The 17,226-nt window shown below is 66.9% G+C and carries 18 protein-coding genes; 11 read left to right on the forward strand and 7 right to left on the reverse strand.

Going from position 1 to position 17,226, the window contains the following annotated elements:
- Positions 1-28 precede the first annotated feature (28 nt).
- Together Q8Z05_RS18175 and Q8Z05_RS18180 are read left to right on the forward strand one after the other, a co-directional pair.
- Positions 29-1,411: an MBL fold metallo-hydrolase RNA specificity domain-containing protein gene (locus Q8Z05_RS18175; RefSeq protein WP_305940959.1), complete on the forward strand. Its 1,383-nt coding sequence runs from the start codon at positions 29-31 to the stop codon at positions 1,409-1,411.
- Entirely contained in the window at positions 1,408-2,739 is a 1,332-nt protein-coding gene (locus Q8Z05_RS18180; protein WP_305940960.1) for an erythromycin esterase family protein, read from the forward strand. The genes Q8Z05_RS18175 and Q8Z05_RS18180 overlap by 4 nt, the downstream gene beginning before the upstream one ends.
- Before the next feature lie 27 nt (positions 2,740-2,766).
- On the opposite strand, the gene Q8Z05_RS18185 is transcribed toward Q8Z05_RS18180, so the two are convergent.
- A complete protein-coding gene (locus Q8Z05_RS18185; RefSeq protein WP_305940961.1) occupies positions 2,767-3,465 on the reverse strand; it encodes a hypothetical protein in 699 nt (232 codons plus the stop codon).
- A complete protein-coding gene (locus Q8Z05_RS18190) occupies positions 3,462-4,112 on the reverse strand; it encodes a hypothetical protein (RefSeq protein ID WP_305940962.1) in 651 nt (216 codons plus the stop codon). Before Q8Z05_RS18190 ends, Q8Z05_RS18185 begins: the two co-directional genes overlap by 4 nt.
- 143 nt (positions 4,113-4,255) lie before the next feature.
- On the opposite strand from Q8Z05_RS18190, the gene Q8Z05_RS18195 reads away from it, so the two are divergent.
- Positions 4,256-5,125, forward strand: a complete 870-nt coding sequence (locus Q8Z05_RS18195) for a universal stress protein (protein WP_305940963.1) — start codon at positions 4,256-4,258, stop codon at positions 5,123-5,125.
- A 122-nt stretch (positions 5,126-5,247) separates the two neighbouring features.
- Here the strand turns inward: Q8Z05_RS18195 and Q8Z05_RS18200 are convergent, their stop codons facing one another.
- From Q8Z05_RS18200 to Q8Z05_RS18215, 4 genes are all read right to left on the reverse strand, one after another.
- Positions 5,248-6,051, reverse strand: a complete 804-nt coding sequence (locus Q8Z05_RS18200; protein ID WP_305940964.1) for a maleylpyruvate isomerase family mycothiol-dependent enzyme — start codon at positions 6,049-6,051, stop codon at positions 5,248-5,250.
- A complete protein-coding gene (locus tag Q8Z05_RS18205) occupies positions 6,051-6,887 on the reverse strand; it encodes a fumarylacetoacetate hydrolase family protein (protein WP_305940965.1) in 837 nt (278 codons plus the stop codon). Before Q8Z05_RS18205 ends, Q8Z05_RS18200 begins: the two co-directional genes overlap by 1 nt.
- Positions 6,887-8,029 (reverse strand): cupin domain-containing protein, encoded by a 1,143-nt coding sequence (locus Q8Z05_RS18210; RefSeq protein ID WP_305940966.1) that lies wholly within the window; start codon positions 8,027-8,029, stop codon positions 6,887-6,889. The genes Q8Z05_RS18205 and Q8Z05_RS18210 overlap by 1 nt, the downstream gene beginning before the upstream one ends.
- Positions 8,030-8,160: 131 nt before the next feature.
- Entirely contained in the window at positions 8,161-8,994 is an 834-nt protein-coding gene (locus Q8Z05_RS18215) for an IclR family transcriptional regulator (protein WP_305940967.1), read from the reverse strand.
- Between the two features lie 48 nt (positions 8,995-9,042).
- Between Q8Z05_RS18215 and Q8Z05_RS18220 the strand changes: the two genes are divergently transcribed.
- The 8 genes from Q8Z05_RS18220 (at position 9,043) to Q8Z05_RS18255 (ending at position 16,567) form a co-directional block, all read left to right on the forward strand.
- Positions 9,043-10,398 (forward strand): MFS transporter, encoded by a 1,356-nt coding sequence (locus Q8Z05_RS18220; RefSeq protein WP_305940968.1) that lies wholly within the window; start codon positions 9,043-9,045, stop codon positions 10,396-10,398.
- On the forward strand, positions 10,391-11,638 hold the full coding sequence (locus Q8Z05_RS18225) for an FAD-dependent oxidoreductase (RefSeq protein ID WP_305940969.1): 1,248 nt from the start codon (positions 10,391-10,393) through the stop codon (positions 11,636-11,638). Before Q8Z05_RS18220 ends, Q8Z05_RS18225 begins: the two co-directional genes overlap by 8 nt.
- A gap of 211 nt (positions 11,639-11,849) precedes the next feature.
- On the forward strand, positions 11,850-12,224 hold the full coding sequence (locus Q8Z05_RS18230; RefSeq protein WP_371745881.1) for an HAD domain-containing protein: 375 nt from the start codon (positions 11,850-11,852) through the stop codon (positions 12,222-12,224).
- 289 nt (positions 12,225-12,513) lie between these two features.
- Positions 12,514-13,722, forward strand: a complete 1,209-nt coding sequence (locus Q8Z05_RS18235) for an inorganic phosphate transporter (protein WP_305940970.1) — start codon at positions 12,514-12,516, stop codon at positions 13,720-13,722.
- A complete protein-coding gene (locus Q8Z05_RS18240; protein ID WP_305940971.1) occupies positions 13,723-13,944 on the forward strand; it encodes a hypothetical protein in 222 nt (73 codons plus the stop codon).
- A gap of 262 nt (positions 13,945-14,206) precedes the next feature.
- Positions 14,207-15,145, forward strand: coding sequence for a hypothetical protein (locus tag Q8Z05_RS18245; protein ID WP_305940972.1), 939 nt, complete (start codon positions 14,207-14,209; stop codon positions 15,143-15,145).
- Entirely contained in the window at positions 15,142-16,011 is an 870-nt protein-coding gene (locus tag Q8Z05_RS18250; protein WP_305940973.1) for a hypothetical protein, read from the forward strand. Before Q8Z05_RS18245 ends, Q8Z05_RS18250 begins: the two co-directional genes overlap by 4 nt.
- Positions 16,012-16,024: 13 nt before the next feature.
- Positions 16,025-16,567 (forward strand): dihydrofolate reductase family protein, encoded by a 543-nt coding sequence (locus tag Q8Z05_RS18255; RefSeq protein ID WP_305940974.1) that lies wholly within the window; start codon positions 16,025-16,027, stop codon positions 16,565-16,567.
- 16 nt (positions 16,568-16,583) lie between these two features.
- Here the strand turns inward: Q8Z05_RS18255 and Q8Z05_RS18260 are convergent, their stop codons facing one another.
- The gene (locus Q8Z05_RS18260) at positions 16,584-17,048 is read right to left on the reverse strand and encodes a hotdog fold thioesterase (RefSeq protein ID WP_305940975.1); all 465 of its coding nucleotides are present in this window, start codon (positions 17,046-17,048) and stop codon (positions 16,584-16,586) included.
- Positions 17,049-17,226: the final 178 nt, after the last annotated feature.

The raw sequence follows: 17,226 nt of genomic DNA on the forward strand, positions 1-17,226 counted from the left end.
ACGCCGCCCGACGGGAACAGGGAGCACTATGAAAAACCGACACCCGCAACTCCGGTTCCTCGGAGCGACGGACAGCGTGACCGGCTCCAGGTACCTGGTGGAAGCAGGCGGGAAACGCATCCTCGTGGACTGCGGGCTGTTCCAGGGCTACAAGCTGCTCCGCGTCCGCAACCGGGCCCCGTTCCCCGTCCCGCCGCACTCCATTGACGCCGTGCTGCTCACCCATGCGCACCTTGACCACACCGGCTACATTCCCGCCCTGGTCCGGGACGGCTTTGCCGGACCGGTGTATGCCACCGAAGGCACCACCGAACTGTGCACCCTGCTCCTGCCCGACAGCGGGCACCTGCAGGAAGAGGAAGCCAAATATGCCTACGAGCACGGATCGTCCAGGCACAGCCCGCCGGTACCGCTCTACACGGCGGCGGACGCGGTCAGGTCCCTCGACAGTTTCCGCAAACAGGGCTTCGACACCCCGTTGTCGCTGGGAGCGGGCATCTCCGCCACGTTCCTGCCCGCAGGCCACATCCTGGGGGCTGCCCAGATCAGGCTCGAGGTCGGCCCGCACTCCGTGCATTTCACCGGCGACCTCGGGCGCACAGACGATCCCCTGATGTTTCCGCCGCGGGGGCTGGGCACCACCGATATCCTGGTCACCGAGTCCACGTATGGCAACCGGAAGCACTCGACCCTGGATCCCGAGCTGCAGCTGGGCGAGATCATCACCCGGGTGGCGAAGAAGAACGGCGTTGTGATGATCGCCGCGTTCGCCGTGGGGCGGGCTGAGACACTGATGCTTCACTTGTCCCGCCTCCGCGGGCGAAACGCGATTCCGGACATCCCCGTGTACCTGAACAGCCCCATGGCCATCGACGCCTCCGGAATGTACCAGCGGCACCCCGACGAACACCGGCTCAAGCAGCAGGAATACGAGGACATGTACAAGGTGGCCAAGATGACCCGTACCGTGGACGATTCGAAGCTGCTCAATCTCCGCGGCGGCCCCATGGTGATCATCTCCGCCAGCGGCATGCTCACCGGAGGCAGGATCCTGCACCACATTGCGGAATACGGACCCGATCCGAAGAACGCGATCATCCTGAGCGGGTACCAGGCCGGCGGAACGCGCGGTGCCGCGCTCGCCGCCGGTGAACGGCAACTCCGCATCTATGGCGAGGACGTCCGGATCCGCGCCGAAGTGATCCAGATGGAAAGCCTCTCCGCGCATGCGGATTCGGACGGGCTGATCGAATGGATGAAGGCGGCCGGGCGGGAACCGCGGATGACGTACATCACCCACGGCGAACCCGAGGCATCCGATGCCCTCCGGGTCCGGATCAAGCGGGAGCTCGGGTGGCGGGTGCGCGTGCCTGAGCATCTCGAAAGCATCCTCCTGGAGGACCCGACGTGACCAACGGAAACCGTGCCGTCCTGAGCATGCTGGACGAAATCCGGACGCTGGCCCGGCCCCTCAACGGGTTCCGGGACCTTGACCGGCTGGTCCACCGGGCAGGCGCCGGCCGCTTCACGGCCATCGGCGAAGCCTCGCACGGCACGCACGAGTACTACACCCTTCGGGCCCGTCTTAGCATGCGGCTGATTGAGGAGCAGGGCTACAGCTGGATCGGCGTCGAGGGCGACTGGCCGGACTGCTGGCGGATTAACCGGTGGGTCCGGGGACAAAGCGGGCATGACACCGGCGTACACGCCATGCTCGCCGGGTTCGGACGCTGGCCCACGTGGATGTGGGCCAACCAGGAAGTGGCAGGCTTCCTGGACTGGCTTCGCGGCTGGAACCTCGAACGCCCTATGCAGGAGCGCGTGGGGTTCTACGGCCTTGACGTCTACTCGCTGTGGGATTCCCTGCGGGAGATCATCGGCTGGCTCCAGGACAACGAACCGGACGCGGTTCCCGCGGCCATGCGGGCATGGCAGTGTTTCCTGCCGCACCACGAAGACCCGCACGAGTACGCCTGGCGCACGCGGCTGGTGCCCGAATCGTGCGAGCGGGACGTGGTGGCACTGCTGGCCGAAGTCAGGAACCGGGCGCTGGCGCTACAGGACCACGAGTCCCGGGCCGAAAACGACGAGGCGTTCGACGCCGTGCAGAACGCCGTAGTCGCCGCCAACGCCGAACATTACTACCGCATCATGGTGCAGGGGAACAGGGAGTCCTGGAACGTCCGGGACCATCACATGGCGGACACGGTGGACCGGCTCAGCGCGCATCTTGGCCCCGCATCCAAGGGCATCATCTGGGAGCACAACACGCACGTGGGCGATGCACGGGCCACGGACATGGCGCGGGACGGGCTGGTCAACGTGGGCCAATTACTGCGCGAGCGCCACGGACCCGAAGGGGTGACCCTGGTGGGTATCGGATCGCACCGGGGAACTGTGATGGCTGCCGACGCGTGGGGCTCCCCTGAACGTGTCCTGACGGTGCCCGACGCCCGCACCGGCAGCCACGAGGACCTGCTGCACAGGGCACTGGGCGCCCCGGCCTTGCTGGAATTCGGCCGGGACAGGTCCGGGCCGTGGCTGTCGGCCTGGCTGGGGCACCGGGCTATCGGTGTTGTCTACCGGCCCGCCAGGGAATACGGAAACTACGTTCCCACCCGGATGGGAGGGCGCTATGACGCCCTGATCTGGCTGGAACAGACCCAGGCGCTCCGTCCGCTCCATCACGAGGCGCCGCCCGGCGAGCCGGAGTTCGAAACGGAACCCTCAGGTTTCTGAAGCCCTTGGCCGGCCGGCGCAGGGAGCCTACCGGCGACGCAACATGAAGATGGCCGCCGGTACGTACCAGAGCAGCGGTACCAGCCGCAGGACAGTGGTCAGCCAGCCCACGGGAGACAGCGGCCCGGCCTCCGGGATCACCGACAGCGTGGACACGAACGAGGCAGCCGCCGCCAGGGCCGCGACCCAGCCCAGGGGTGCAGGAAAAGCCTGCTTCCGCAACGCCACCACGGCGACGGCGGTGAACATCACTCCGGCCGGCAGGTTCGCCAGGGCCAGCGTCACCAGGCAGAGATCCGCGACGGCCGCAGCCACCCCCGGAGACACCCCGGCCTGCGACGGCAGCGTCAGGGTGATCTGGGCAGCCTGGCCCAGGATGTTCAGGCCGGCGCCGAGCACCCCGGCAGCGAACGCAATGCCGGCCAGCGTCCCGGGTTCCCCTTCCCTCCGGTGCAGGAGTGAACGCACGTAGCCCAGGAACCAGATCAGGGCGGCTGAGCTGAACACAAATAGCAAGCTCTGTGCCAGGACGGGCGTCCTGTTGGCGAGCAGGAAGGCCGCATAACCGGTGTCCGATGCCGTGGGCCACGGGCCGGTGAGGAGGACTTCCATCGAGCCGCCTGCGATCCCAAGGGCTGCGGAGACCAGGCCGGCCACGGCCCCCTCCAGCCCGAAGTGCTCCCCGCCCGCCGCGTCGTTAGCCGGAACCTGCCGACGGCGGGTCATGGGCGCTCCCTGGCCGCCAGCAGTCGGCCCATTACCAGGCCGGTCACCAGCGCCATTCCCGCGGCCATCAGGATGGCGGCGGCAACGCCGATGGCGAGGACCGTCGTCGGCGGCTGTCCCGGCTGCCACAACGGGGTTGCGACGGCGAAGAACACTCCCAGCCCGACGCACCACGCCACGGCGTTCCCGGCAACCCACCATCCGCTGTTGGGAAGGTGGCGGCGGAGTTCCGGCCATTGCGCCAGTCCGATCGAACATAGCAGCAGCAAGGCGGCGGGCACCGCGACGGCGAACTGCAGGAGCGGTGGCCATGCCTGCCATTGCACGGCGAAGGTGCTCGGGCTCAGCCCGATGAGCCAGGCGATTGACGCGCCGGCGGCGGTGCGGATGGTCCAGGCGCGCACCCGGAGTCCGGGCAGGGCACGCTTGAGGACGTGGGCCTGGGCGAGCCCCAGGACCGTGCCCTCGGCCGCGCCCGCCAACGTCAGCCAAACCAGCGCGGCTCCGGTGTCCGGAATGACCACGAAGACGGCGACGACGGCGGGAGCCAGGAAGCCTGCACTTTCGCCCATTGTGACCCACAGCAACCAGCGCCTGAGGAACGGCTTTGACCGTACGGGAGCGGCGGCCGCCCGGGTGTCCTCCATGGCCCTGACGCTACGCGGGGGCAGGCGGCCCGGTGAGGGGCTTAAGGCCCTAACCCCGGCGTCTGCCCGCGGAGCACACTGAAGGGGTCAGCGGCCTTCGGCGTGCTGATCCGAAAACGCGACGGAGAAGAGCAGGATTCAGAATGAGCAAACCAATCGTCGTCGGCATCAACGGCTCCACGGGAAGTGAGGCCGCAATGTCGTGGTCCCTTCACCGTGCGGCCAAGCTGAAGCTGCCGGTCATCGGAGTCCATGCGGTGGATGACCGCTGGATGTCACCGGACTTCCAGTACCACGAACTGATCAGGGAATCCGGCATGGAACTCCTGAGGCAGGTGCAGGAGGATGCCGCCAAGAAAGCACCGGATGTCGCCGTCGATGTGCAGTTGCGCCACGGCAGCGCCGGCTCGGCCCTAAAGGAAATGTCCAAGGACGCCTCCATGGTGGTCATCGGATCGCACCACCGCCACTGGGCGGACGGCGGGCCCATGACGGACCGGGCCCTGCAGATCGTTACCGCCTCGGACAGCCCGGTGGCGGTCATTCCCACGGACCAGGGACCGGAAGGGCGTGGCGTGGTGGTGGGCGTGGACGGTTCGGAGGAGTCGCTGCAGGCCGTCGCTTTCGCCGCCGCAGAAGCTGACCGCGAGGGGGACGAACTGACAGCCGTGCTGGCTTTCCGGCGTCCCGCCCGCTGGGTGCAGAGCGGGATGCCGGCCAGCGGCTTGGCCGAAGTCATTGAGGAAGAAGACAAAATCGTGCTCGCCGAATCGGTGGCGGGGCTGCGGGACAGGTACCCGGACCTGGTGGTGAATCAGGTGCTCGACAAGGACACCGATCCGGCCAAGGCGCTTGTGGAGGCGGCCGCGAACGCCCGGCTCCTGGTGATCGGCAGCCGCGGGCGCGGGGGATTCAGCAGGCTCCTGCTCGGCTCCACCGCCCACGCCGTCCTGCTACGGGTTCCGTGCCCCACAGTGGTGACCAGGGTGCACAAGGTCAAGCACGAGGAATAGCGGGCACCTCCGGTGCACAAGGGAGGCCCCCTCTGCTGAACTGGTCAGCGGAGGGGGCCTCCCTTGCGCACAGGACTAGGTTCTGCCGCCATCCTGCCGATGTGAGGGCTCCAGCCTGGTGGCTAGATCCATTTGGGTGCTGGCGGTACTTCGGGCAGGTCAGCGTCCGACGGCGGTGTGGCGGGGTCCGCTGTTGTGGTGCCTGTGGCTGTGGTGCTTGTTGCCGCCACTCCGCGGCTGCCGCGTCCGGTGGCCCATTGCGTGACGGCCGCGAGCGGGCCGGAGATGACCGTCGGTGTTTCGGCGTCGGTGTCCCCGAAGGTCATGACGTCCGGCTGGTCGGTGACTTTGACGAGCAGTCCGGTGTCGGTCCCGCGGGTGTGCCAGGCGCCGGTGATGTCCTTGAGCAGGCGGGACAGGACCGGTGCCGGGATGTCGTTGAAGGTGGCGCCGTTGTCCAGGTCCACGGCGTGGACCCAGACTTCGCGGGTGCGCATCCAGACGGTTTCCTCGGCCGGGACGGTCCGTCCTTGCGCTGTTTTGACTTTGTGGTGCCAGGCCTCGGCCGGGAGGTCCCGCCATTCGACGTTCAGGTGCACCGCGGAGTGGTCGAACAGGTGCCGCAGGGCGATCGGCGGCAGGGTCGCGCCGAAGTCGATTTCGTGGTCCCGCACCGACGTGGAGGCATACATGGGTGTCTCCACGCCGGTGGCTGCCCACTCGATGAGACGCGCGATGGCCCGCGCGTTGTAGCCGATGTGGGCCGTCACGTGCCGCCGGGTCCAGCCTGGCAGCAACGAGTCCCCGTCCAGGTCCGCGTCCGTGAGCTCGTTGAGCTTGCGGGCGAAGAATGCCGTGCCCCGCCGTGCCTGCAGCAGGCCCTCGAGCAGGACCGGGTCGGTGGTCCGGTCGTGGCGGGCGACCATCAGGCTTCCTTGACCACGCGGTTGGTCAGCTGGCCCAGGCCCTCGATGGTGGTGACCAGGATCTGGCCTTCCTGCAGGTAGCGCTTGGGATCCTGGGCGTGGCCCACACCGCCGGGGGTGCCGGTCGCGATCACGTCACCGGGGTTCAGGGTGATGATCGTGGAGATGTAGGAGACCAGGAATTCCGGGGTGAAGACGAGGTCGCCGGTGGGGGTGCTCTGCTGGACTTCGCCGTCCACGGCCGAGGTCATCAGCGGACCGGCGGTGAACTCATCCTGCGTGACGAGGGCGGGGCCGAACGGGGTGGAGTTCTCCCAGGTCTTGCCCTGGAGCCACTGGATGGTGCGGAACTGGTAGTCGCGCATGGACACGTCGTTCAGCACCGAGTACCCGGCGATGTGGTCCTTGGCGTCGGCTTCGCTGATCCGGCGGCCCTTCTTGCCGATGACCACGGCGAGTTCGGCTTCCCAGTCCACGGTGTCCGATTCCTGCGGCAGGGCCAGGTCATCGTTGGGGCCGATCAGGGATTCCTGGTACTTGGCGAACACGGTGGGGTATTCGGGGATTTCCCGGCCCATTTCCTTGATGTGGTTGCGGTAGTTGTGGCCCACGCAGATGATCTTGCCCGGGAACGGGACCACCGGGGCGAGGTCGGCGCCCTCGAGCGGGTGCGTCGCACCGGTTGCGGCCCTGGCGGTGGCCTCCCAGGCCTCGGTGCGGAGGAGTTCCCCGACGTCGGCAAACCCGTCGATCTCGGTCAGGGTGGTCCCGTCCTGGCGCACGGCCTTGGTAACTGTTGTTCCCTCATTCGAGAGGCGGAGGGTGAGGAGTCTCATTACTTGGTGCGTCCTTCGATGTAGGTGCGGTTGAAGTTCAGGCGTTCAAAGATGGGGGCGTCGCTGAACCGGAACAGGTCAAACGACGTTTGTGAATCTGTCCCGGCCTGCAAGGACCAGGCGGCCCAGGACGGGACAACGAAGAGGTCGCCCTTGGCCAGGTTCCGGGTTTCGCCGTTCAGGACCACGGAGCCGGTCCCTTCGAAGACCTGCCAGACGCTGGAGCCGACTTCGCGGACGGTCTCTGTGGACGCGCCGGGCCGGAAGCGGTGGAATTCGGCCCGGATGGTGGGCATCACGTCCCCGCCGGTGGTGGGGTTGGTGTAGCGGACGGCGGCGTGGCCCTGGGACACAGTGGCCGGGTGGCCCTCGTCCTCGAGCAGGAGCTGCTCGGTCAGGGCGCGGTCGGTGTATTCCCAGCGGTAGGCCGCGATGGGGGAGCTGGTGGTGTCATCCAGGCCCGAGAGCGGGCGAAGGCCCGGGTGGGCCCAGAGCCGCTCGGAACGGGAGATGTCCGGGGTGGCCTCGTCCGTGACGCGCTCGGTGCCGAACTCGAAGAACCCGGCGTCGGCGTAGTGCACGAACGGGATATCGAGGCCGTCGATCCAGGCCATCGGCTCATCTGTGTCGTTGTGGTGGCCGTGGAAGTTCCAGCCCGGGGTCAGCAGGAAATCCCCGCGGGACATCCGCACCGGATCCCCGTTCACCACGGTCCAGACACCCTCGCCCTCAACCACGAAACGGAACGCGTTCTGCGAGTGGCGGTGCTCCGGGGCGGTTTCCCGGCCCCCCAGGTACTGGATCGCAGCCCACAGCGTCGGCGTCGCATACGGCGTACCGGCCAGGCCCGGATTCGCCAGCGCAATGGCGCGGCGTTCCCCGCCCCGGCCCACCGGCACCAGGTCACCGGCACGGGCCGCCAGCGGGTACAAGTCACTCCACCGCCACACGTGCGGGACCGCCTTCGGCGACGGGACCATCGGCATTAAATCCGCGATCTCAGTCCACAACGGGATAAGGTTCTCGCGATCAAAATCCCGGTACAGCTCCTTGAGCTGCGCAGCCTCTTCGGGCGTCGGCTCCGGAGCAGTATGCCCCGCGGCCACTGATTCATGAGTCGTGTTCTCGGCGCTGATGGACACGTGGGCCTCCTCTATAGGTCAGAACGGCTTTTTTGGCGTAGTTCGACTCTACGGATGCCGCCGTGTGACCCCCAACATATTCTGCTGGTCAGAATTATCCGAGGTGCCGTGCCAGCTGTCCGACCCGGTGCCTAGTCCGGCTCCGCCGGATTGGCGGCGATATCGATCTCCAGCTGCCGGCAGGTTTCCCGCAGGGCCCGCACCAGTCCGGCGTCGAACACCCTGCGGAAACGGGTTGCCGGAGTGGCGACGCTGATCGCGCCGACGACGATCCCGTGCCGGTTGTGCAGGGCCATTCCCAAGGCGCTGACACCCTCTTCGGTGCCTTCGAAGTTGGCGGCAAAGCCGTTGCCGCGGATGGACTCCAGTTCGCGCAGGAAGGCGGGGTACTCGGCATCCGGAATAGTGTCCCCGCCAATCTCGGCGTTGTTGCTGCGGAAGAGCTGGTCAATCATGTGGGGTTCCAGTTCGGCGAGCATGGCCTTGCCCCCGGAGGTCTTATTGGCAGGCATCACCGTTCCCTGCCGGTCGCCCACCCGCAACACGTTGTTTCCCTCCACCGTGGCCAGAAAGCGCACTTTGGTGCCTACCCGCACCATCAGGTTGACCGTCTCGTTCAGCTGCGCGGAAAGCAGTTCCATGTGCGGCTGGGCGAGGGAGCGGAGCAGCCGGGTCCAGCTCAGTCCGGCCGGCCCCACTCCCATTGCCGGGCCGGGCACGTAGCGGCGGGTTTCATCCTGGACGGCGAAACCGCGGTAGACCAGCATCGCCAGGAGGCGATGGGCCGTGGACGGGGCAACAGCCAGCTCCTCGGCCGCATCCTTGAGTCGCAGCGCTCCGCCGTCGCGGAGCAGCTGCAGGAGCTGCAGCGCGTTGTCCACCGCCTCGATGGAATAGGTGGGCCGCTTTTGCACGGGCTTCCGGGCTGATTTTGCTGCCCGGTTGGAGGTTGGCTCTTTCTGCACATCAGAATTATATTGTGGTTCACCTCCAACAGCCATGACAGTAGTGGCATGAATCACACACCTCTCGCTGCAGCGCCGCAACGGTCCTCGCCGGGGGCCTCCGCCCCCACAACCGTTGATGGGCCTGCATCACGGTTCTCGAAAGCTTCGGCCGCAGCCGTTCTCGTCTGCTGGCTCCTGGTGGTCTTCGATGGCTATGACCTCATTGTCTACGGCACGGTCCAGTCTTCCCTGATTACCGAGACCGGCTGGGGCCTAAGCAAGGCCACCGCCGGCACCATCGGGTCCATGGCCTTCCTCGGCATGATGATCGGTGCGATCTTTGCCGGCCGGATGGCGGACTCATGGGGGCGCCGCCGCACCATCCTGGGTTGCGCCATCGTTTTCTCCATCTTCACCGTCCTCTGCGCCTTCGCACCCAACGCCGCTGTCTTCGGTGCCCTCCGGCTCCTCGCAGGCATCGGCCTCGGCGGCCTCGTGCCGTCGGCGAACGCCCTCGTTGCCGAACTCGTCCCCACCAAATGGCGGTCCACCATCGCCACGCTGATGATGTCCGGTGTCCCCATCGGCGGATCCATCGCCGCCCTGGTCGGCATCCAGCTGATTCCCGCTTTCGGCTGGCAGTCGATGTTCCTCGTGGCCGTCCTGGCCCTGGTGATCGTGGTGCCGCTGGGACTGAAATACCTCCCGGAGACGCTGGCCCCGGCCGGCGCCGCAGTCAGTGCTGCAGGGAAAGACCCGGCGAAGGACGCCGGCAAGGGCCATGCTGTCAAGGAACCTTCCGGCTTCTCCTCCCTGCTCCGGGCCCCCTACCTGGGCGTCAGCATGCTGTTCGCCCTGGCGACCATCGCCACCCTCTTCGCCTGGTACGGACTGGGGACCTGGCTGCCTAACCTCATGCAGCTGGCCGGCTACAACCTGGGTTCCGCACTGACTTTCGCTCTGGCCCTCAATCTGGGTGCGGTGGCCGGCTCGGTCATCACGGCCTGGGCCGGGACCCGCTTCGGCCCGGTGCCGACCGCCATCGCGGCTGCCGCCGTCGCCGCCGGCGCACTGGTGGTCCTTGTCACCGGACCGTCGGTGACGGTCGTCTATCTCATGCTGGTCCTGGCAGGCGTCGGCACCCACGGCACGCAGTGCCTCATCATCGCCGCCGTCGCGAGCCACTATCCCGGACACCTGCGCGGTACCGCGCTGGGCTGGGCTTTGGGGACGGGCCGCATCGGCGCCGTCGTCGCACCCCAGGTGGGCGGCCTCCTGCTGGCCGCCGGACTGGGCGTCAATTCCAATTTCATTGCCTTCGCCGGTGCAGCCGCCATCGCAGCGGTCCTGCTGGCCGCCGTCGGTCTCAAACTCAAATCGAAACTCTCAACACCCTCACCTACAGGAGCAATCAATGTCTGAGCACGCCACGTCCACCGATGTCCTCGTCATCGGAGGGGGAATGGCCGGACTGGCCGGAGCCCTAGCGCTGCGCGAAAACGGTGCCAACGTCACCCTCGTGGAGCGGGCTCCGGAATTCGGCGAGGTCGGCGCCGGGCTGCAGATGGCGCCCAACGCCTCACGCGTCCTCCGCCGCTGGGGCCTGCTGGAAAAAGCGCTGGAAATCGGCGTCCAGCCCAAGCACCTGGTTTTCCGCGACGCCGTGACCGGCGAGGAGCTCACCCGCCAGACCCTCGGTGCTGAGTTCGAGGAACGCTACGGCGCCCCGTACGTCGTGATCCACCGCAGCGACCTTCACCGGGTCCTGCTCGAAGGCTGTGAAGCGGCCGGCGTGACGCTGGTCAACGACGTCATGGTGGAGAGTGTTGAAACCGTCAACGGCCGCGGGGTTGCCCACACTGCAGCCGGTGTGGACTACGAGGCAGACGTCGTGATCGGCGCCGACGGACTCAAGTCCACCCTGCGCCCGCTCGTGGCCAGCGACGAACCGGTCCCCTCGGCCTACGTCGCCTACCGCGGCACCGTGCCGATCACCGAAAACACCCCCAAAACGGACCTCGAGGACGTCATCGTCTACCTCGGTCCGGACTGCCACCTCGTGCAGTACCCGCTGCGCAAGGGCGAGCTGCTGAACACTGTGGCCGTCTTCAAGTCCGCCTCCTTCGAACGTGGGGAGGAGCAGTACGGCGGCGTCGACGAGCTCGAGGCAGCCTACAAGGATTGCGTGCCGGCCGTTCAGGATGCGCTCAAGAACCTGGCTACCGGCATCCGTTGGCCGATGTACGACCGCGACCCGATCGAAAACTGGGTGGCCGGCCGGATGGTCCTGATGGGCGACGCCGCCCACCCGATGCTCCAGTACCTCGCCCAGGGCGCCTGCCAGGCGCTTGAGGACGCCGCCGTGCTGCAGGACGTCAGCAGCGGAACCGTCTTCACCGCAGATGGCGTCAACCCGGACGCGTGGGACGGAGCGATCAAGGAATTCACCAACCTCCGCGCCGGCCGTACCGCCCGGGTCCAGCGCACCGCCCGCGTGTGGGGCGAATCCTGGCACGTCTCCGGGCTGGCCCGGACGCTGCGCAACCTGCTCTTCAAGAGCCGGAAGGACAACGACTTCCAGTACAACGACTGGCTGTACGGCCAGACCGGCGAGGGCATGCCCGCCCAGGGCCGCCCGGCGGCGGCTAAAGTTCCCGCCTGATCCGCGGACCCTGCTGAGAGCTGCACCGGTGCCTTGAACTGCACCTTCTGGAAGTGCCGGACACGTTCCCGTGTCCGGCACTTCCTGCGTCTGCCGCTGTCAGCGCCGGCACTCATGGTCCCGGGCAGCCCGCGCCGCGGCCGGGTTGTTGCCCGCGCCCCAGCCCGTCGGTAACGTTTTGGGTGGAACTCCCGGAGGAAAGGATGCCGCCGTGAGGAAAGTCTCCCTCTACCTGGATGTGGACGGAGTCCTATGCCCGTTCGGGGCCGCCGGGGTTACCGACTGGGGGACCAGGTGGCGGATGTCCAACGCAGGACTCCTTGAGGTGGCCTACGCCGGCGAGCTGGTGGAGTCCCTCAACACGCTGTCCCGGACACCCGGCCTCCGGTGCGTCTGGCTCACCAGCTGGGAGGAGATGGCCCCGGAATACCTGTGCCCGGCAATCGGCCTCGCCGGCCGGGAATGGCCCGTCCTGGCCAGCTCCGGACCGGCCGGCGGCGAAGGCTGGTGGAAACTGCGGGCCCTGCAGCGGGACCTTGAGGAGACGGCGCCGGACCGTGCCGTGTGGATCGATGACCAGCTCTAATTCGAAGCCGAGGCGCGGGCCTGGGCGTCCATCCTTGGCCCTCGCCTGCTGTTGGTTTCACCGCATCCCAGACGGGGATTGTCCCGCGCTGAACTGGAGGCCGTGCGTGCTTTCCTTTGACCGCCGGTTGTTTTGTCCTCAGGGCGTTGACGCGTACGATCGTTAGGGTTTCAAGCCCCTTCCGAACAACACCACGTGAATTTCCGGCAAACATCCGGGTAATGCTGCGTGCGGACAGGGCACGGGGAAGTGGAACTGCTGACCGTCGACTCTGCAGATTGGGCAACAGGTGGAAATCACCTTCATGGTGGCGCTGGTAATAGCGCTGGCACTATTTTTCGACTTCACCAACGGCTTTCATGACACCGCCAATGCAATGGCTACGCCCATCGCCACCGGTGCCATCAAACCCAAGACGGCGGTTGCCCTGGCAGCAGTCCTGAACCTGATCGGAGCGTTCCTTTCCACCGAAGTTGCCAAGACTGTTTCCGGCGGCATCATCAAGGAAGGCTCCGACGGCATCCAGATCACCCCGGACATCATCTTTGCCGGTCTCATGGGCGCCATCCTCTGGAACATGATCACGTGGCTCAAAGGCCTCCCGTCGAGTTCCTCGCACGCCCTCTTCGGCGGCCTCATCGGCGCGGCGATCGCCGGCATCGGCATCCACTCGGTGAATTTCGAGTCCCTCATGCAGAAGGTCATCCTGCCCGCCATCTTCGCACCGGTCATCGCCGGAGGCGTGGCGTACATCTGCACCCGCCTGGCCTATGCGCTGACGGCCCGGCATGATCCGGAGACGGGCAGCAAGCTCACGCAGAAGCGTGGCGGTTTCCGCACCGGCCAGATCTTCACGTCCAGCCTGGTAGCGCTGGCTCACGGCACCAACGACGCACAGAAGACGATGGGCATCATCACGCTCGTGCTGATCGCCGCCGGCACGCAGCAGCCGGGCTCCGGCCCGCAGTTCTGGGTGATCGCAGCCTGTGCCTTCGCCATCGCCATCGGAACCTACGCCGGCGGCTGGCGGATCATCCGCACCATGGGTTCGGGCCTGACGGACGTCAAGCCGGCCCAGGGCTTCGCTGCGGAAGCCAGCACGGCCTCGGCGATCCTTGCGTCATCGCACCTGGGCTTCGCGCTGTCCACCACCCAGGTGGCCTCCGGATCAGTGATCGGTTCAGGGCTTGGCCGCAAGGGCACTTCGGTGCGCTGGGGCACGGCCGGCCGGATCGCCGTCGGCTGGCTTTTCACGCTGCCTGCCGCCGGCATCGTGGGCGCCCTGACCGCTCTGCTGGTCAAGACAGGCGTCGTGGGTGTTGTCATTGCCGCCGTTGCCGGGACCGCCGCAGTGCTGTTTATGTTCTTCGAGTCCCGCAAGTCCCATGTGGGCCACCACAACGCCGTGGAGGTGGAGGAGGCAGGGCAGGCCGTCCGCTTCCGCAAGAAAAAGGCATTGGCCGCTAGCCGCGCCCACAAACTGAACGGTGGAAAATAGATGAAATGGTTGGAATTGGTCCAGGTGGCCGGTGCCACGCTCCTCGCCGCCGTTACGGTGGTGGTCCTGTACTCCATCGGAGTCCGCTTCACTGCGATCGCGGGTGACCCCGAGCAGGCTACGCCCCGGTGGATGAAATCGCTCGCCTACGCCTGCTTCGGGCTCTGCGGCGTGGCCGTGCTGTTCGGGCTGTACCTGATCATTCCGTACTTCAGCAAATAGCTTCAGCAGTCAGTGCCGGTCTCGCTTAACCCCTGGAGCACGAGGTGCTGCTCTGGCGGATACGGCCCATCGGGGGAATAGTTAACACTGTTTCAGCGTGTTTGGTCCGGCGCCGCCACCGGCCGATTCCGGGAGCCATCCCGAAGGGTTCTATCCAGTCCGGTTCCCCTGCCGGGAACCGCAAGCAGGTGGGTCTGTCATGCACAGTCAAACCGGGGCTGCGGCCCGGCTAACACCCCGACTACCAGGAACCGCGGCGGCTGTGTGCCTGCTGGTCGTGATGAGTGGCTGCTTCGGCCCGCCGTCGCCGTCATCTACGGAGAGCACGACGACGGCATCCTCCTCGACGTCCGATTCATCCGCTACCGCGTCCCCGGACGACCCCAACGACCCGCCAACGGCTGCGCCTTTGCCGGGGCCCGGGGACGGCCCGCCGCCCGCGGCGGGCGCACCCGTCATCCGCTGGGTCCCCATCGGGCCGGCGGCTCCCTCCGACCCGCCGGAGGGAGCGCTGTACGAGTTCCTGCGCAAGCGGGACTGTGCCGGCCTGCGCGACTCGACGCTCAACACCGGTTTCCCTGCCGTGTGGACGGCTGCGGAAGCCACCTGCCAGGCCCTGGCCACGGACCTGCCGGTGGACTGGGAACGGGCACAGACTGCGCTGGCAGATGTCACAGGCCTTCCGCCCGGAAGGTGCTGGGAAATCAAGGTCACGGCATCCCTGCAGCAGGCCGTGGATCTCCGGAATGCACATCAGGGGGTTCAACTCCTCGTGGATGCCGCAGGCGCAGGCGACGACTGCCCCCGCCGGCTGACAGGACTGACGGTCCTCGCCGGGCCTCACGCCGGTGCGGCCGCTCCGACCGTTCCCGCGGGCGGGGGAACACCGGTGCGGCTCGAGGGCTTCTTCGTGAACGTGGACAACGTTTTGGTGAGCGGCAATCCGGTTGAATTCGAAGGCCCGCAGTTTGGACCCTTCGTGTTCTACGCCCCGCCCGCAAACGGCATCGAGTCTGCGCGTGTGACGGTGGAAGCCACGCCGCCGGTGTCTGGTGAAGCCGTGCTGTTCTTTGCCGGCCCGACGCCGCCCGGTCCCACACCAACAGAGCCGACCACGACGGCACCGCCGGAGCCGCCGGGAACGGGACTTCCGACAGTCGGGCCCCCGGCAGCTGAAGCCCCGCCGGCGCCACAGCCATGAGCGGAGACCCGGAGGCAGATCCCCGCTGGAAGCGCGCCGTCGACATGCTGGCGGTCATCGGCCCGCCGCTGACCATTGCCACGGCATTGCTGGTCTACTTCGGCTGGGCGCGGACGGATGCCCAGGCGAAGGCCATGGGGCTGGACGTGAGCCTCTTTGGATACACCGTGCAGGACTTCGTCCTCCGGAGCATCCCTTCGCTTTTCATCCCGCTTGTCTGGCTGCTGATTGTTGCTGTCGGCTGGCTTTCCCTGGACCGGTTCCTGGCAAGGCACCTGGCCGCCGGCCGGACCGCAGGCATCCGGCGGCTCGCCGCGGTGATCCTGATAGCCGGATTGGCCTGTGCAGCAGCGATGTGGCTTGTAGTGATCCTGCAGCCTGAACGCACGGTACTGTTCGTGCCGTACATCATGGCCGGAGGCGTCCTGCTGGCCGCCTGGGGCCTGAGCCTCTGGCGGCGCTCCGCGCCAGAGCCAGGCCGCAGCCTGGCCGCACTGTCGCGGGGATCGGAAAAAACGCTTATCTTCTGCCTGGTCACCCTGCTGCTTTTCTGGGGCACCTCGGACTTCGCCCAGGCGCTGGGACGGGGACTGGCGGTGAGCTACGAGGAGCGGTCCGCGCTCCTGCCCACCGCGGTTGTCTTCAGCAAGGACCGGCTGGGCATCAGTGCGCCCAACGTCCATGAACAGTCCAGCGGCACGGCGGAGAATCCGGTCTACCAGTACAGCGGCCTGCGCCTTTTGGTGGTCAGCGGCGGACGGATCTTCCTGCTCAATGAGGGCTGGACGCTCCGGAGCGGCAAAGTAGTGGTGCTCCGTGACGATCCCGGCATGCGCGTGGAGTATGGGAACCCCGAGTCGAAATGACTAGGCTGTGGCCATGTCCAGTCTCCAATACTTCGTGGCCACATCCCTCGACGGATTCATCGCCACGTCAGACGACAACCTGGCCTGGCTCCTCCAGTTCGACGGGTTCGAGGGCGGACGCGAAAGCTACGAATCATTCATGTCAGACGTCGGCTGCATCGTGATGGGCGGGGAAACCTACGCCTGGCTGATGGAGCACGAGCCCGGCAACTGGCCGTACCCTGACACGCCATGCTGGGTTTTCACCCACCATGAACATTCCGCGCCCCGGGGCGCTGACATCACCTTCGTCCGCGGCGACGTTCGCGAGTTCATGGATGACTTTACGGCGGAGGCGGACGGCAAGAACATCTGGCTGGTTGGCGGGGGAGAGCTCGCGGCCCAGTTCGCCGATGCCGGCCTGTTGGACGAAATCATCGTCTCCATCATTCCGGTGGTGCTCGGCGCAGGTAAGCCCGTGCTGCCCATCAGGACCGGTCCCACCCGGCCGCTGGAACTGGCGGCGTCCACTCCCATGGGCAGGGGAATCGTCGAGCTGCGGTACCGGCTCCGCTGACACCTCACGGGCTCAGTCAGGGGGCGACGTCCCTGATCAGGTTGGTGATGCGCGCCGTGGACAGGCGGCGGCCCTTTTCGTCGGTCATCACCACCTCGTGGGTGGTCAGCGTGCGGCCCAGGTGGATGGCCGTGCAGGTTCCTGTCACAATGCCGGAGGTGATGGCGCGGTGATGCGTGGCTCCCACCTCGATGCCCAGCGCCTGCCGCCCCGGACCGGCGTGCATCCCTGCAGCAAATGAACCGAGCGTCTCGGCCAGCACCACGTGGGCACCGCCGTGCAGGATCCCGGCCACCTGGGTGTTGCCTTCCACCGGCATGGTTGCCACGGTCCGTTCCGGACTCATTTCCAAGAAATGGATGCCCATCTTCACCACCAGGGCGCCAACACCGAATTCGCCCAGCCACTCGTGCAGTTCTTCCGGGATTCCGGCGGCCGCCAGTTCGTCGGCGAACCGGCCGGGCGTGAAATTGTCCATCATGGCAACTAGGCTGGCACCTGTGAGCGAAACTACCAAACCGGCCCTTGCCCCATCTGCACCAGACATCCTCCCGGCAACAGAGTCCGCATCAGCGACTGCGGCCAAGCCCACCCGGAAAACCACAAGCACTGCGGAGCCGGTTTCCGCCACCGTTGCCCCCGTGATTCCCATCACCGAC

Source organism: Arthrobacter oryzae (assembly GCF_030718995.1).
GTDB classification, from domain to species: Bacteria; Actinomycetota; Actinomycetes; order Actinomycetales; family Micrococcaceae; genus Arthrobacter; species Arthrobacter oryzae_C.

What these genes read in the sequence shown, in the direction of transcription:
- Q8Z05_RS18175 (WP_305940959.1), top strand. Translation starts at nt 29, where the DNA reads ATGAAAAACCGACACCCGCAACTCCGGTTCCTCGGAGCGACGGACAGC.
- Q8Z05_RS18185 (WP_305940961.1), bottom strand. Translation starts at nt 3,465, where the DNA reads ATGACCCGCCGTCGGCAGGTTCCGGCTAACGACGCGGCGGGCGGGGAG.
- Q8Z05_RS18190 (WP_305940962.1), bottom strand. Translation starts at nt 4,112, where the DNA reads ATGGAGGACACCCGGGCGGCCGCCGCTCCCGTACGGTCAAAGCCGTTC.
- Q8Z05_RS18195 (WP_305940963.1), top strand. Translation starts at nt 4,256, where the DNA reads ATGAGCAAACCAATCGTCGTCGGCATCAACGGCTCCACGGGAAGTGAG.
- Q8Z05_RS18200 (WP_305940964.1), bottom strand. Translation starts at nt 6,051, where the DNA reads ATGGTCGCCCGCCACGACCGGACCACCGACCCGGTCCTGCTCGAGGGC.
- Q8Z05_RS18205 (WP_305940965.1), bottom strand. Translation starts at nt 6,887, where the DNA reads ATGAGACTCCTCACCCTCCGCCTCTCGAATGAGGGAACAACAGTTACC.
- Q8Z05_RS18220 (WP_305940968.1), top strand. Translation starts at nt 9,043, where the DNA reads ATGAATCACACACCTCTCGCTGCAGCGCCGCAACGGTCCTCGCCGGGG.
- Q8Z05_RS18225 (WP_305940969.1), top strand. Translation starts at nt 10,391, where the DNA reads ATGTCTGAGCACGCCACGTCCACCGATGTCCTCGTCATCGGAGGGGGA.
- Q8Z05_RS18240 (WP_305940971.1), top strand. Translation starts at nt 13,723, where the DNA reads ATGAAATGGTTGGAATTGGTCCAGGTGGCCGGTGCCACGCTCCTCGCC.
- Q8Z05_RS18250 (WP_305940973.1), top strand. Translation starts at nt 15,142, where the DNA reads ATGAGCGGAGACCCGGAGGCAGATCCCCGCTGGAAGCGCGCCGTCGAC.
- Q8Z05_RS18255 (WP_305940974.1), top strand. Translation starts at nt 16,025, where the DNA reads ATGTCCAGTCTCCAATACTTCGTGGCCACATCCCTCGACGGATTCATC.
- Q8Z05_RS18260 (WP_305940975.1), bottom strand. Translation starts at nt 17,048, where the DNA reads ATGATGGACAATTTCACGCCCGGCCGGTTCGCCGACGAACTGGCGGCC.